The sequence below is a fragment of the Arthrobacter sp. P1_H7 genome (assembly GCF_056405215.1).
In genome coordinates, this window is the sequence record NZ_JBFUCO010000011.1 from 220,103 (window position 1) to 234,191 (window position 14,089).

General features: G+C 65.7%; 12 protein-coding genes and 1 pseudogene. 3 read left to right on the forward strand and 10 right to left on the reverse strand.

What is annotated here, in order from left to right; genetic code table 11:
• Positions 1-53: 53 nt before the first annotated feature.
• Together AC1DXI_RS13240 and AC1DXI_RS13245 are read right to left on the reverse strand one after the other, a co-directional pair.
• Positions 54-1,955 (reverse strand): primary-amine oxidase, encoded by a 1,902-nt coding sequence (locus AC1DXI_RS13240; RefSeq protein WP_476939018.1) that lies wholly within the window; start codon positions 1,953-1,955, stop codon positions 54-56.
• Between the two features lie 36 nt (positions 1,956-1,991).
• Complete coding sequence (locus AC1DXI_RS13245) at positions 1,992-2,843, reverse strand: MIP/aquaporin family protein (protein ID WP_476939019.1); 852 nt, start codon at positions 2,841-2,843, stop codon at positions 1,992-1,994.
• A gap of 208 nt (positions 2,844-3,051) precedes the next feature.
• Between AC1DXI_RS13245 and AC1DXI_RS13250 the strand changes: the two genes are divergently transcribed.
• Both AC1DXI_RS13250 and AC1DXI_RS13255 read left to right on the forward strand, forming a co-directional pair.
• A complete protein-coding gene (locus tag AC1DXI_RS13250) occupies positions 3,052-3,843 on the forward strand; it encodes a potassium channel family protein (RefSeq protein WP_476939020.1) in 792 nt (263 codons plus the stop codon).
• Positions 3,840-5,600: an alkaline phosphatase D family protein gene (locus AC1DXI_RS13255; protein ID WP_476939021.1), complete on the forward strand. Its 1,761-nt coding sequence runs from the start codon at positions 3,840-3,842 to the stop codon at positions 5,598-5,600. The genes AC1DXI_RS13250 and AC1DXI_RS13255 overlap by 4 nt, the downstream gene beginning before the upstream one ends.
• Here AC1DXI_RS13255 and AC1DXI_RS13260 read toward each other — a convergent pair.
• The 4 genes from AC1DXI_RS13260 to AC1DXI_RS13275 all read right to left on the reverse strand — a co-directional run bounded on the left by AC1DXI_RS13260 (position 5,545) and on the right by AC1DXI_RS13275 (position 8,259).
• Complete coding sequence (locus AC1DXI_RS13260; protein WP_476939022.1) at positions 5,545-5,862, reverse strand: hypothetical protein; 318 nt, start codon at positions 5,860-5,862, stop codon at positions 5,545-5,547. The genes AC1DXI_RS13255 and AC1DXI_RS13260 overlap by 56 nt on opposite strands.
• Positions 5,863-5,958: 96 nt before the next feature.
• On the reverse strand, positions 5,959-7,230 hold the full coding sequence (locus tag AC1DXI_RS13265; protein ID WP_476939032.1) for an MFS transporter: 1,272 nt from the start codon (positions 7,228-7,230) through the stop codon (positions 5,959-5,961).
• A gap of 130 nt (positions 7,231-7,360) precedes the next feature.
• Complete coding sequence (locus tag AC1DXI_RS13270) at positions 7,361-7,876, reverse strand: hypothetical protein (RefSeq protein ID WP_476939023.1); 516 nt, start codon at positions 7,874-7,876, stop codon at positions 7,361-7,363.
• Positions 7,877-7,950: 74 nt separating this feature from the next.
• Positions 7,951-8,259, reverse strand: a complete 309-nt coding sequence (locus AC1DXI_RS13275) for a hypothetical protein (RefSeq protein WP_476939024.1) — start codon at positions 8,257-8,259, stop codon at positions 7,951-7,953.
• A gap of 181 nt (positions 8,260-8,440) precedes the next feature.
• On the opposite strand from AC1DXI_RS13275, the gene AC1DXI_RS13280 reads away from it, so the two are divergent.
• The gene (locus AC1DXI_RS13280; protein ID WP_476939025.1) at positions 8,441-9,292 is read left to right on the forward strand and encodes an alpha/beta fold hydrolase; all 852 of its coding nucleotides are present in this window, start codon (positions 8,441-8,443) and stop codon (positions 9,290-9,292) included.
• Positions 9,293-9,332: 40 nt separating this feature from the next.
• Here the strand turns inward: AC1DXI_RS13280 and AC1DXI_RS13285 are convergent, their stop codons facing one another.
• The 4 genes and pseudogenes from AC1DXI_RS13285 to AC1DXI_RS13300 form a co-directional block, all read right to left on the reverse strand.
• Complete coding sequence (locus tag AC1DXI_RS13285) at positions 9,333-10,418, reverse strand: DUF3616 domain-containing protein (protein ID WP_476939026.1); 1,086 nt, start codon at positions 10,416-10,418, stop codon at positions 9,333-9,335.
• A gap of 6 nt (positions 10,419-10,424) precedes the next feature.
• Positions 10,425-12,419, reverse strand: coding sequence for an aconitate hydratase (locus tag AC1DXI_RS13290; protein WP_476939027.1), 1,995 nt, complete (start codon positions 12,417-12,419; stop codon positions 10,425-10,427).
• Positions 12,420-12,543: 124 nt separating this feature from the next.
• Complete coding sequence (locus AC1DXI_RS13295) at positions 12,544-13,605, reverse strand: hypothetical protein (RefSeq protein ID WP_476939028.1); 1,062 nt, start codon at positions 13,603-13,605, stop codon at positions 12,544-12,546.
• 204 nt (positions 13,606-13,809) lie between these two features.
• Positions 13,810-14,089 (reverse strand): annotated as a pseudogene (locus AC1DXI_RS13300) (3-oxoadipyl-CoA thiolase); the annotation flags it as partial.

A 14,089-nucleotide genomic window follows, 5' to 3' on the forward strand; every position in this document is an offset into this window, starting at 1 on the left:
CTCCGACAAATCTACTGGAGTGACGTGCCTCCGGCGGAACTGGCCGGGGCCGCCTATACGTCCAGCGCCGGGTTCCGGTCGAAGAAACCAGCCGGCTTGAGCCAGAACGCGACAGTGTCCACCGGCATGACCGGCCACTCTTCCGGCCGCGGGATGTGGTGAATGCCGAAGACGTACCAAAGGACGACGTCGGTGTTTTCCACGGACCGCCCCTGCCGCACCCATTCGGGCATTCCCAGCCCGCCGGCGCCCTGGTTCACGAACTCGCCCGCCGGCCAGCGTTCGTTGGCATCGTTGGGTGTCACCCAGACCGTGTGCCCAATGACCTCCGCGCGCTGGAAGACCGGGGATGCCGGGTCAAAGAATGGCGGGAAAGCTGCGCCGGGCACCAGCTTGTACGACACCGGGGTCCCGAGTCCGTTAACCGAGTTGTCGTTCGTCACCGTCCAGGCCCGCTGGGTCTCCCAGGAATAGTCGTCGTGCCCCTCGGCGGTGATGGGGGTCTTGTTTTGATGCAGGGCGAGCCCGTACGGATTGTCCGGACCCATCGGGACCATCGCGGTTTCAGAACGGTAAACCGTGTTTGCCGTTCCGTCGATGTCCAGGTCGAGCCGGGCCACAAGGAAGTGCTGGTGGAAGGGTGCGTAGGTCCGGTTGTCCACCAGCGTTCCGCTCGGATGCTGCTGGCCCTCGCCGAAATGGCTAACCACCATGATTCCCGTGGCCCTTACCTCGCACTCAATGTTCCCGTCTTGGTAGAAGCGCCAGTAGACCAGGTATTCGTAGTTGGCCACCGTGACATGGAAAGAAACCACCAGTCGACGCATACGGCGCACTTCCATACCGCCGTCGTGGTCGATGTGCTTCCACAACACCGCGGCGTCCTCCTCGTGGACGCAGATGGCGTTCCTGATGGTGTAGGGCTCCCCCGCCGAATTGTGCATGACCGCATCTACATACCGGATTTCCCCGAGGCAGTCGCAGCCCAGTTCCAGCGACGTCGTCATGAATCCCAGACCCCATTCGCCGACGTCGAACGCGGTGCGCCTGTAGTGGTCATCACCGGGGTCCCGGTAGGGAACGGCCATCTCGGCGAAGGACAGGCGGTTCGCGATCGGCCGTTCGCGGCCGCCGTCGCGATAGCTGACCCGGTGAATGGTCAGGCCTTCGCGGTAGTTGAACCCGATGCGCATGGACCAGTTCTGCCAGCTGATCCTGTTGCCGTCCATCTGAAAGGAAACGCCCTCGGGCTGGACAATGTCCAGCGGCTTCAGCGGTTCACGGGTGCTTGCGTCGCGGAGCCGGTCCGGGATCAGCGCCGGCACATATTCGCCCATGATTTCGGGACGGTCGACCGCAAAAGTGTCCTCAATGTCCAGCAGCTCCATAGAAGCCAGGTCAATGACGCAGTGGAACCCGTTGACCGGCCCCGCATAGGGGTTGGCGCCCGCACGGGCACGGACCCATGTATCGGACCAGCCGATCCGGCGCCCCTGGTACCTCTCCGGGATCAGTGACAGGCCATAGGTCCACACGTCCATGAAGACCAGGGACAGATCAGTGATGCCGCGCTTGGCAAGCGCAGCGATCACCTGCAGGTGGCTGCGCAGTGCTGCGTCAGCTTCTTCCCACTCGTCGACGGTCATGTTCGCCTGAACCCCAGGGATATGGGTGAAAGAGACGACAACCCCAAGGGTCAGCGACAGCCGCGCCTGGTAGGTCTTGTTTGAGGACCGCTCGAAGCAGTTCACGCCGACGATCCGTTCCGGAGTCGGCGCGTCCGCATCGGCTTCGAAAGCGACGACGGCAGCCTTTTCCGGTTCGATCAGCTCGATAGCCGCAAGCCGCCACGCTGGAAACGCGACGCCCTGTGCGCTGGCGAGCAGGGCCGCCGCTGCACGGAACTCGTCCTCGCTCAGCGGATCCAGTGGATGAAACGGGGCGGACCTTCTCACGGCGCTCTCCTTCTCCGAGATCACGTTCAGGGCCCGCTACGGCTTCTCTTCCTCGGCGGCCTCGGTGAAGAGGGCACCCTGCGCCGCTCCCGAGCCCGACCTCCCGCCGCCCGCTCCGCGCAGGATGAACGCGATGCCGACGGCGGCCGCCGCACCGACCAGCGGCCCGGCGACATACACCCAGTAGTCGCTGAAATTTCCGCCGGCGAGATCCGGCCCGAACGTCCGTGCCGGATTCATCGACGTGCCGGAGATGGGGCTGCCCCACAGGCCTGCCAGGGCAATGTACGCGCCGACCCCGAACGCCCCAAACAGCCCGACGTTCTGGGCGCCGGAGGCGGTTCCCAGGATGACGCTGACCAGCACCATCGTCAGCAGTGCCTCCATCAGGAACGCGGCGCCGGCCGTATATCCCGCCGCCGGATAGTTTGAACCGTAGGTGGCGGAGACCCCGATCACGCCCTGCAGCAGCAGACAGGCGAGCGTCGCTCCGATGAGCTGAACAACGATGTAGGCCGGAACCCGGCGCCACGGGAAGTCACCGCGGAGCGCGAACGCAATGCTGACCGCAGGGTTCAGATGCGCGCCCGAGATCTTACCCATGAACAAGATGATGCCCATCACCATCAGGCCCGGGGCCACCACGGCCGCTGTGCGGCTGATGACACCGGGGAACGCCTGGCTCATCATGCCGCCGCCGGCTGCGACGACCACGAGCAGGAACGTGCCGTACAACTCTGAGAACAGGCGCCGCCATTCCTGGCGCGGATCATTAAAGTCCTCAATTCGCTGCAGGACGCTTTGCTCCACTACTTCAAGTATGTTGGGCAAGACGTCGTGATGCGCGTGGTCCCGGCCAGCGCCGTCTTCGCCCTGATTTGCCGCCATGGCTGTCCGCCTCCGCAGGTTCTGGCAATTTGGCCTGCCGTGGTCTGCCGTGCCCAGCCTCGGTCTGCCACCTCAGAAGGCCAATGTACCGCTGCCGGCGACGGTTGTCAGCGCTGCGCGCGTGGCTCGCTACCCGTTGGTGGCCGGCTTAGGGACACTATGGCAATTTCGTAAGGACATCCGGGGAACAAAGTCCTACGATTCAGCCATGACGCAACAGACATGGCAAAAGCATTCCGAGTGGCCACTGATCGGCGCGGCCTTTGCTTTCCTGGCGGCCTACTCCATCCTGGTCATAGTGGACCCGCCCTCCCCCTACGCCGAAGTTTTGATGCTCGTCATCTGGTCGACGTGGGCCGCTTTTGCCGTCGACTATCTCATCAAATTGTTCCTGGCGCCCCAGCGGGGCCGGTGGTTCGTCCGCCACCCCATGGACCTGCTCATGGTGGTACTTCCGGTAGCGCGGCCGTTGCGGCTCTTGCGCCCATTCACGCTGCGTCAAGTCATGGAACGGGCCCCGGGCACCGCCATCCGGACCCGTGTCATGGCCTATGTCATTGCGTCCGCCCTCATTCTGATCTACACGGTGGCACTGAGCGTTCTCAGTTTCGAAAAGGGCGCTCCGGACGCAAATATCACCACGATGGGTGAATCCCTGTGGTGGGCCATTGTCACCATCACGACGGTCGGCTACGGAGACTACTACCCCGTCACCGTTCTGGGCAGGTGGGCGGCGGCCGCGCTGATGGTCGGCGGGTTTGCAGTCTTGAGCATGGTCACTGCGTCAGTGTCGTCCTGGCTAATCGAAAGCGTGGCCGCCGCAACCGCTGCGCGGACGAAGGCGGCCGAACCCGCCAGGAGCGAGGAATTTGCCCTCCTCACGGCCCAGATCAACAGGCTTCATGACCAACTGGCCCTGGGCCTGAACGAAGCCGACAGCAACGAATCCGACAGCGGCCTGGCCGAGGACAAACCACGAAAGGAGCCCGGTGAGTCATGACAACCTCTGCCTTGGTGCTCGGCCCCATGATGCGGTACGTGGATGAGACGTCGGCGAGTGTCTGGGTGGAGACCCAAGCCGCTGCCCGGGTATCCATCCGCGCCGGCGGCCGGGACTGGGAGGCCCGCACGTTCGCAGTCCACGGCCACCACTACGCGCTGGTGGAATTGGACGGACTGGAGCCGGGCACGGTTACGCCGTATGCCCTCGATGTCAACGGAACGCAGGTCTGGCCCGACCCCTCGTCCGGGTTTCCGCCGTCCATGATCGCCACCCTGGCCACCGGCAAGCCGCTGCGGATGGCCTACGGCTCCTGCAGGACCAGCGTCCCGCACGATGCCTCCGGCAACCGGACCCACGGCGTCGACTCACTGCGCGCCTACGCACTGAAGATGGCCTCCGGCACAGACCTGCCATGGCCGGATCTGTTGGCCTTCCTTGGGGACCAGGTGTACGCCGACTTGACCAGCGAGCAGATGCAGGAGTTCATCCGCGCCCGGCGCGACATCAAGGAACCCCCCGGCGAAGAGCTCAAGGACTACGAGGAGTACGCCCACCTGTACTTTCTGGCCTGGTCAGACCCCGCGAACCGGTGGCTGCTATCCACCCTGCCCAGCGCCATGATCTTCGATGACCACGACATCCGCGACGACTGGAATACCTCGCTGAGCTGGAAGAAGAAGATGGAGGCGACCTCTTGGTGGCATGAGCGGATCGTCGCAGGGCTGGCCTCGTACTGGGTCTACCAGCATCTGGGGAACCTGTCACCGCAGGAACGGGCGGAGGATGCCGTTTGGCAGCGGATCACCGGGCACACAGGCGAGGATGAGGTCGATGTGGGCGCCGAGCTGGACAGCTTCGCGGAGCGGGCTGATCGGGACCCGAAATCCTACCGGTGGAGCTACTGCCGCGACTTCGGCGACACCCGGCTGATCGTGGTTGACTCCCGCGCAGCCCGGGACCTGACGCCGGACGACCGGGCGCTGGTTGATCCGGAGGAAATGGCCTGGCTGGATGACCGGATGCAAGGCGGCTTCCGCCACCTGCTCGTGGCGACGTCCCTGCCTTTCCTGTTGCCGATGGGCTTGCACTACGTCGAGTCGTGGAATGAGGCCGTCTCTGAAGGTGCGTGGGGAAACCGTGCCGCTTGGGCCGGCGAGAAGCTGCGCCAGGCGCTGGACCTTGAGCACTGGGGCGCATTCCAAAACAGCTTCCGGGAACTGGCGGCCATGGCCATCGAGGTCGCCGACGGCAATCGCGGCCCGGCGCCGGAAACAATCACCTTCCTCTCCGGGGACGTTCACTACTCCTACGTTGCGGAGGTAGACCGTGCCTCGGGCAGCCGGATCCTGCAGGCCGTCTGCTCCCCCATCCGCAACCCGTTGCCCCGCCTGATGAGGTCCTTCGCGGCCATCATGTCCTACGGCCTGGCCACGCCGGTGGGCGCTTTGGTCGCGCGATCGGCCAAGGTGCCGGACCCGCCGTTCCACTGGTCCGGCATCCGGGGGCCCTGGTTCCAAAACAACGTGGCCTACCTGGAGGTGGTACCGGAAGGGCTGAAATTGTGGTGGCAGACCGGGGTGGTGGACGACGGCGACCACCTGCATCCGAGGCTGGAACGTGTCGCTACCCTCACGGTCTCTCCCCGGAGCGCGCAGGACCCCGTCCAGGGACAGCAGGGAAATCCAGACTCCAGACGTTCTACCGAAGGTCGCGCTCAGGGGCTGCCACGTTCTCGATGGCGACCGTTTCGATGATTCTGGTGGATGGCTCACCGACCAGCGCCGGTGCCGTGACACCCGTTTTCCACGTATCGTTCTGCAGCCGGCCCAGGAAGTCCACTGCCGCCGCCTGCGTATCGAAGTCCATCTCCAGCATCACGTAATCCTGCTGGTCAAGCGGGCGCGAGATCCGGAATGACCGCACGCCCGACGCGGCGCGGTCCAGCGGATCGCTGTCAAAAGCCCTCCGCCACATGTCAAAATCCCGGACCTGGTGTTCGATCTGCAGGGTAATCACTGAGGCGCTCCTGTCGACGTTTCTACACGCCCACTGTAGGCCCGGAAGGCCCCGCCAAGTAAGGAGCGAGGCCGAAGTGTTATTCCGGCTGGCGTCTTACGCCGGCTGGGTTCCGGTGTTGGTGCTGGTCGGGGCGTTGGACTGATCGGCCTGGTGGCGTTGCCGGCGGCTCGCCATCAGGAACGGCACCGCGATCAACTCGATCACACCGCCTATCGCCAGCGACGCCGCGTAGCCGTACACATCTGCCGCACGGCCGAGCAGCGGCTGGACCACCACGCCACCGCTTGAGCCCATGAGTGAATCGAAGCTGAGCACTGTGGCGCGCTGCTTCGAGGCGATCATGTCGTTCAGGTACGCCTGCCGCACCGGGATGCCCGCCGATGACACCACTGCCCAGAGTGCCAACAGCACCAGAGCCACCCAGAACACGTGGGTGAACCCGAGCACCACCAGGATCACCATGTCCACGACGCTGCTCAGGATCAACACGGTGGTGCGCCGGCGGACAAGGCGCCGGACGCGGGGAGCCATCCAGCCGCCGAGCACCTGCGCCGCGGCCACGATGGCCGCCGCCAGGCCCGCGACGGAATACGCGTGGGGGTCCCCATAGAGCTCGAGCAGGTACGGCTGCAGGGCGTAAAACACATAGATCCCGACGCCGGCGCTGAACGGCGCGGCCAGCATCACGTAACGTACGGGCGGATTCTTCAATCCGTTCTCAATCGAGGCGGCAAGTACAGCCCGGGTCGCCTGGAGGGGATGGGCCGAACGTTCGGGGGTGAACCCGACGTCGCGCATGAGCCCAAAGGCCACCGCAAACATGGCCAGCAGCACGCCCACGCGCATCAGGAACGGCACGCCCAGATTGGTGGCCTGCGCGATCACGCCGCCGGCCACGGAGCCCGCGAGCATCGCGACCCCGGAGACCATCTGGCCGCGTCCAAGCACTGCTTCCATCCCGCCCTCAAACCCCGAGAAGCGCAGTGCATCGACAAGCCAGGCCTCCACCGCTCCGGAGAAAAAGGTGAAGCCGAGGCCGAGCAGGACCGAAACTACCGCCCACAACCAGAACGGGGCGGAGAACTGCCAGAGCAGGTAGTAGAAGTAGGTCGAGACGGCGAGGGTCACGGTTCCGAGCAGGAACGAGACGCGCCGGCCCCAACCGTCGGCAACCACCCCGGTGGGCACCTCGAACAACACCATGCCGGCCGTGAAGAAGGCATTCGCGGCAAACGCCTCGAAGTTGCTGAGTCCGGCGTCGAGCAGGAAGAGGGTGTTGATCCCCCAGATGAACGAGGCCGCAAGGGTATTGCCCAGCGTCAACGTGAGATAGATGCGCTGAATCTTTCGGGCGGCGGCGTTCATCGTATCGCCGTCCCCGCCGGGGCGAGGAGGGAGCACGAGGCCATTCTCGTCTCCGCTGCCGGCGCGCGCCAGTGCACATCAGGCTCGGGGCATGACGCGAAACGATCGAGCCGAAGGGTGCCCGGCCGGCTCAGCTGCCCTGGTTGGTGTAGAACGACCGCCGGCGGGCGTATTCATGGACCCGGTCCAGGGTGGCGATCTGGTCGCGTGCCTTGGTGGCCAGTCCGTCGAACCTGGAACCGTTCAGTCCCAGATCGCCGGAGAGGTCCTGCAGCGTCTGCCACAGCCCTAGTTTTCCCATCACCGCCGACCGCATGACCTCGGACTCCAGCACCAGCGTCATCGGCGAGCGGCTCACCACCCGCCCGTTGAGCTTGAGTCGGCCGGCATGCTCCGCGACCCACGCCGCCACCCGCCGCGGAGTTCGCCGTGGCAGGCCAAAATCGCCCACTAGTCCGCGCAGGTACTCCCGCTCCTCCCTGATCTGGGTGGCAAGCGCTGCAAGTTCGGCGTGGAAGGGAGTGTCCGTGAAGTCGCGCGCCATGCGCTCTATGCGGCCCTGCCCCGCTGTGGCTCCCGCGAGGTGGTCCGAGAGGTAGAGCCCGAACAATTTCTTATCGATTTTTTCGGAAATCTGCGGTGCCATGAATGCTCCACTCTGATCGAAGGGTTGCTTCGGGAAACCTCACCCTACCGGAGGTCATGGCGGGCCCAGAAGTCCTATCGGGGCGCGGAATCGTCGTGCGCCGGCCGCACTGACCCGGCGTCGGGATCCATCGCCACGAGCCCGGCGTCGTCCTTCACCTCTGTCAGTTCCTGCGCCACGTCAGGCTTGAGCCAGGACGCCACCACGCTGACCCCGCCTCCGTCGTCGCGGTCGATCACGATGTCGATCTCGGAGGCGGCCGCCCCCATGCTCGACAGCTGCTCGCGATATGACGCGACGAGCATCTCCAGGCTTTCCTCGGTCCACTCCCCCGGCCGCATCCTCGTTGAGATTTCGACCGGTTCAGGCTGATACAACGTCATGAAAGTCCTTCCCATGGGGTTCGATCAGGGTGAGCACGCCCCCATTCTCGCCCCCCGCGCCGGTGTGCGCCAGAGCAGGGATATCGGGCCGCCATGGCGCCAGGGCGTTCCGAAGTGAACGCCCCGGTGGCAGACTTTGTCCACCGGTGCAGTACCAATGAGGAGGATCCGGGTGTCCGTCATGGTTGAGGCCCTTTTGCACGACGGCACGGCAATACCTGTCCTGGTGAGCGGTGACGGCCGGGCGTTGCTCATCCCTGCAGATGTGAAGCCGCGTTCCGCGTCGGAAGCGCAGACGATGCGGGAGTGGGGCGCGGATCCGGACCTCGGGCCCCATCTGGTGTCGCGTCTCTCGCAGTCCTATCGGGTTATCGCGGCCGACTACGAGGGGCACCGGATGGCGCACCCTGCGCCTTATACCCTTACCCCGGAGAACGTCGCCGCCGATTTCCTGGCGATCGCCGATGCGGCGCGCGCCGAAACGTTCGGATACTACGGCTATTCCTGGCTGGCCCTGTGTGGTTTGCAGTTGGCGGTCCGCACTAACCGGCTCTGGGCGCTCATCATGGGCGGCTTTCCGCCGCGCGAGGGCCCGTACAAAAGCATGTTGGCGGTGACGCAGGCGGCCCACGCAGCGGCTGCCGGGTCCTCGGAACAACCGCCGGCGGCGAACGTCCCGGTCGAACCAGGCGACTGGGATGCCGCCACTATACAGACCAACGAAGCACAAACCCGCCAGTTCGTCACGCTGTACGAAGCGCTCCAGGACTTCGACGATTCAACTATTGGCGTGGCGCCGGACCTGCCCCGGCTGGCGTTCGCCGGCTCCGCCGATCACATCGTGTACGGACCCCGCTGGGGAGACGTGACGGTGCGGATCGGCGAACCGCTTGCTGCCCACGAGCGTGAACTCATCGAGGCCGGGTGGGATGTGCAAGTACTCCCCGCACTCGATCACCTGGGCGCGATGCACAGCGACGTCGTCGTCCCTCTCCTGCAGGCCTGGCTGGGAAAAGTGGGCCGGCAGCAATAGGAACGTCCACAACGCCGCGGGGCCGTCGCGGCGCTGGTGCCTATTTCCTGAGGCGGAAGACGTCCGCTTTGATCGCGTGGCGTCCGGTCTTGCGTTTGCCCGCCGGCGTCCCGTACAGCACCAAGGCCGACCTGCCGTCGTCGAGGACGGTGATCCCCTCGGCATGGTCCTCGTCCTCACCGAACGGTGCGTCGAATTCGCAATGCAAGTCGTCTTTCGCAAGGACGGCCTCGGCCTGGGACGTCAGCGCGCCCCGCCAGCGAAACACGGCCGCGCGCCCGTCGAGTTCCATGGTGGGTCCGGCCAGGACGAGCAGGTCCTCGCCGTGACGGCACAGATCCCGTACGCCCAAACCTTGCAGGCGAAGGAAGTGCTTGCGGTAGCAGCGGTTCCCGGGTCCGATCGGCTGCGGCTCCAGGCCGGGCCCGTCACCAACCTGGAGCTCGATGATCATCGCCCACCCACGCAGCACCGGCCCGCGCAGACCGATGAAGACCCGGTCGCCAGCTACGGCGAGGCCCTCGCAATCAATGCCGTTGTCCTTGCCCGGGATCGGGCGGCCGGTCTTCGAGGACTGGATGAAGCCACCAAGGTGTGGGTCATCGGCCAGCAGATCGATCAAGTCCGTGCCCCGGCCGCGGCCCAGCACGGCGGGGCGCTGCCGCTGACCCGTCGGGCTGGCGCTCGGATCGAGGAGGGCCTTAGTCGAAAGGCGCGCCAACACCCGGCGGCGCTGGCTGACCTCCACTGTCGCCAGGGATCTCTGCGCCTCTGCGGGCGTGGCGTTGTTCTTGACCTGTCGGCGGGCTGAGCTGTGCGATCCGACCAGCCACAGCGTGTCGTTCTCGACATCGAGGCCTTCGATGTCCATCTCACCGCTGTCCCCGGGCAGCTCAAGGATGTGGGTGAGATCGAAGCTGCGGTGGGTACGGGCCTGGCCGCCGGCCTCCAGGGTGAGCCGCTCGAGGCTGGTCGTCTCGTCATTGGCGACCCACAGGTGGGAACCCTGCCGGGTGACCGCGGACAACCCGTCGCGGAGGTCATCCTTCGGATCCAGGGTGCTGCGCTGGTCGAGTACGAGGCTGATTTCGCCGGAGGGCTCGTCCGGCCGCGGCCATCCGCTCACCGCGGATCACCCATTCTCATCAGCGGTGATCGGCAGCTTTTCCCGCGCTCTCCGTTCCCTCAGCCAAGGGATGAGGCCACCCGCCAGGAGCATGTCCACCTGGCGGCTGGAGAGACTGTGCCGCACAGGGTAAACCTCGCCGCGGGTCTGGTTCTGCACGAGTATCTCCTTGCCTGTGACGAGGGCGTCGTGTATCCCTGTCAGCGCGAGCACATCGCCCTGTTCAATGCGGTCGTGATCGGCCGCATTTGTGAACTCGAGTGCGAGGACGCCGAAATTAGCCAGGTTCTGCCAGTGGATCCGCGCGAACGAGACGGCCACCACCGCGCGCAGCCCGAGGAAGCGCGGGGTGATGGCTGCGTGTTCGCGGGAGGATCCCTGGCCGTAGTTCGTGCCGCCGACCAGGATGTGCCCTGTCGAGTCGCGGGTTCGTGCGGCGCGGGCGGCGTAGGTGGGGTCGAGCTGGTCGAAAGTGAATTCGGCGAGTTTGGGGATGTTGCTGCGGTAGGGCAGGACACGGGCACCGGCGGGCAGAATCTCGTCCGTCGAAACGTCATTGCCCACTACCAGGGCCACTGGTGACTCGATGCGGTCCGCGAGGGGACCAAAGACCGGAAGCGAGGAGATGTTTTCGCCCTTGACCAGAGCCACGTTACGGGCTTCCTCCGGCGCCAACGGTTCCTCCAACATGGCGACGTTCACGCTCGACACCTCGGGAAGTTTGATCTCGGGGTACTCAAGGTCGAAGAGCTCTGTCAGGTCCCGCGGGTCGGTGATAGTCCCGGTGAGTGCGGCAGCCGCGGCCGTTTCCGGTGAGCACAGGTAGACCGAGTCCTCCTTCGTGCCCGAACGGCCGGGAAAGTTGCGGGGCATGGTGCGCAGGCTGTTGCTTCCGTTCGCGGGGGCCTGTCCCATCCCGATGCAGCCCATGCATCCGGTCTGATGCAGCCGGGCTCCGGCGCTGATCAGATCAAACGTGGCTCCCATCCTGGTGAGGTCCTGCAGGATTTGCCGGGAACTCGGGTTGACGTCGAAAGAGAGTCCGGGGTGGCACTGCCGCCCCTTCGTGATGGCGGCGACGATGGCGAAGTCGCGCAGGCCCGGGTTCGCTGAGGACCCAATCACGACCTGCGCCACCGGCCTGCCTGCGGCTTCCCGCACCGGAACGACGTTGCCGGGCGAGCTGGGCAGGGCGATGAGCGGCTCGATCGTGGCCAGGTCGATCTCTTCGGTCACGTCGTAGGTGGCACCGGAATCGGCGAGGAGTTCGGTGAAGTCGCTCTCGCGCTGTTCGGAGCGCAGGAAGGCCCGGACCTGCTCGTCGGCCGGGAAGACCGTGCTCGTCGCACCGAGTTCGGCGCCCATATTGGCAATCACGTGCCGGTCCATCGCGCTCAGCGTGGCGAGGCCGGGACCGTAGTATTCGATGATCCGGTCCTTGCCGCCCTTCACGCCGTGCCGGCGAAGCATTTCGAGAATGACGTCCTTGGCGCTGGTCCACGGTGGCAGTTTGCCGGTAAGCCGCACGCCCCAGATCTCCGGCATCTTCAGGTAGAGCGGCTCGCCCGCGATTGCCAGGGCTACCTCGGTGCCGCCGACCCCGATTGCCAGCATCCCCAGTGACCCTGCGGCCGGGGTATGGCTGTCGGAGCCGACCATGGTCTTGCCCGGCCGGCCAAACCGCTGCATGTGCGTCGGATGGGAGACCCCGTTTCCGGCCTTCGAGAACCACAGGCCAAACCGGCGGCAGGCCGAGCGGAGAAAATCATGGTCCTCAGCGTTCCTGCTGTCAGCCTGCAACAGGTTGTGGTCCACGTACTGCACGGAGACTTCAGTTTGTGCCCGGTCGAGCCCAATGGCCTCCAGTTCAAGCATGACCATTGTCCCGGTCGCGTCCTGGGTGAGGGTCTGATCGATATGCAGGCCGATCTCACGGCCGGGAATTATCTCCCCGGCCACCAGATGGGATGCGATGAGCTTTTGGGCCACGTTGTAGGCCACGGTGGGCTTCCTTACTCGATGGCGAGGCCGGACGCCTCCGTCGGCTACGAACCGGCCACCGGACACTCCCCTTTATCCCCAAATTAGCCCACTCCGGGCGCCGGGAACAGTGGGGATTCGACGCTCATCGCGGCGCTGCCGGCCCCGGGACGCTCCTGGTGTTCCACGAGCTGAGGAAGGCCAGTGCCGCAGCCAATCCCGCACTCAGCACAACGGCTCCCAGCCACATCGACACGGGCCATTGAATCGATGACGCGAGGGCGATGCCGGCCAGTTGGCCCGTCCAGATGAGTGCCGCCAGCACCGCGGTGACCGCCGGCAACCTGCGCCTCAGCCCCGGCCCCGGCCGGCGGGCGAGCAGCGCATCCGCCACTACCGCGATTATCGTGGCACCGGCCGCACCGGCGACCGCTGGCGGCCGCAGCCCCGACATGGCCAGCGGCAGCCACGCCACCACGGCGACCAGGATGGTGGCGATACCGAAAGGCGGCCTTCGGGCTCCGGAGAAGGTGTAGAGGAAGGGGGCGATAATCAGCGCTGTGGTCACCAAATAGCTGGCCAGTCCGAGGGCCGGGGGCAACTCCGCCTGGGTGTGCCCGGGGCTCCCGATTGGCGTCTGCAGATACGGGACGGCCGGCGGGGTCCGGACGAACGCCGAGCAGTAGATGAGGAAGAAGGCTCCCAAGCCGGTCATCAGGGCGAGAGACAACAGTGCAGGCGGCGTCCATTTGAAGGCCTCTGAGCCGCTGGCGGCCCGTGCACTGCGGATAGCGGTGCCGAGGATAAGGAAGAGACTGAATCCCAGCAGCAAGTGTGTGGGGCTCACCAGCGCATCGAGGGAGACTTCGATGCCCAGGATCTCGTGCCAGGCCAGGTCCAGAACGCCTGCGACGGCGAACAGGACCAATCCGATGACTGTGCCCTGGTAGCCCGCCGGTACCGACCGGGTCAATGGCCGCCCGGGCTGACGGTTCCTCCAGATCACGCTTGCCGTCCACGCGGCGGTGGCCACGAGGCCCGAATAAAGTGCCGCGTGCCAGGGGGTGAAGAAGGTTTCCAGCCCGGGAACGTGCAGGTGGGCCCAGCCGTCCAGGAAGACGGCCAGCAGGAGCCAGATGCCCAGCAGCTGGGTCACAAGATCGTTCCGCGCCCCTGCCCGAAGAGTCTGTGCTGCCGTGTCAACCATCGTCACTCTCCTCGCACTCGCCGTGCCATCACCCTGGCCATGCCATCCTGTGTGGACGGGACGCCCACCGCATCCGGCCGCGTCGAATGGTTAAAGCTTGGACCTGCCGGACTCCGCCCGCCAGTCCTGGATTCCCCCAGCCTTTCTTTGGATTTGCCGGTCTTTGGATTTGCCGGCGGTTTTGCCGACGGTTGTACCTGCGGGTTATGCCTGGGCGGCAGACACGTTTTCGAGGACGACGGCGAGGCCCTGGCCGACGCCGATGCAGATCGCGGCGACGCCCCAGCGCTGCCCGGAGGCCTGCAGGGACCGGGCCAAGGTGCCCAGGATCCGGCCGCCGGAGGCGCCGAGCGGGTGGCCCATGGCGATCGCGCCGCCGTGCCGGTTCACGATTCCCGCATCGATGCCCCAGGCGTTGATGCAGGCCAGGGACTGCGCGGCGAACGCCTCGTTCAGTTCGACGGCGCCGACCTGGTCCCAGCCG

What these genes read in the sequence shown, in the direction of transcription:
- AC1DXI_RS13270 (WP_476939023.1), bottom strand. Translation starts at nt 7,876, where the DNA reads ATGGCACCGCAGATTTCCGAAAAAATCGATAAGAAATTGTTCGGGCTC.
- AC1DXI_RS13275 (WP_476939024.1), bottom strand. Translation starts at nt 8,259, where the DNA reads ATGACGTTGTATCAGCCTGAACCGGTCGAAATCTCAACGAGGATGCGG.
- AC1DXI_RS13265 (WP_476939032.1), bottom strand. Translation starts at nt 7,230, where the DNA reads ATGAACGCCGCCGCCCGAAAGATTCAGCGCATCTATCTCACGTTGACG.
- AC1DXI_RS13295 (WP_476939028.1), bottom strand. Translation starts at nt 13,605, where the DNA reads ATGGTTGACACGGCAGCACAGACTCTTCGGGCAGGGGCGCGGAACGAT.
- AC1DXI_RS13280 (WP_476939025.1), top strand. Translation starts at nt 8,441, where the DNA reads ATGGTTGAGGCCCTTTTGCACGACGGCACGGCAATACCTGTCCTGGTG.
- AC1DXI_RS13245 (WP_476939019.1), bottom strand. Translation starts at nt 2,843, where the DNA reads ATGGCGGCAAATCAGGGCGAAGACGGCGCTGGCCGGGACCACGCGCAT.
- AC1DXI_RS13250 (WP_476939020.1), top strand. Translation starts at nt 3,052, where the DNA reads ATGACGCAACAGACATGGCAAAAGCATTCCGAGTGGCCACTGATCGGC.
- AC1DXI_RS13255 (WP_476939021.1), top strand. Translation starts at nt 3,840, where the DNA reads ATGACAACCTCTGCCTTGGTGCTCGGCCCCATGATGCGGTACGTGGAT.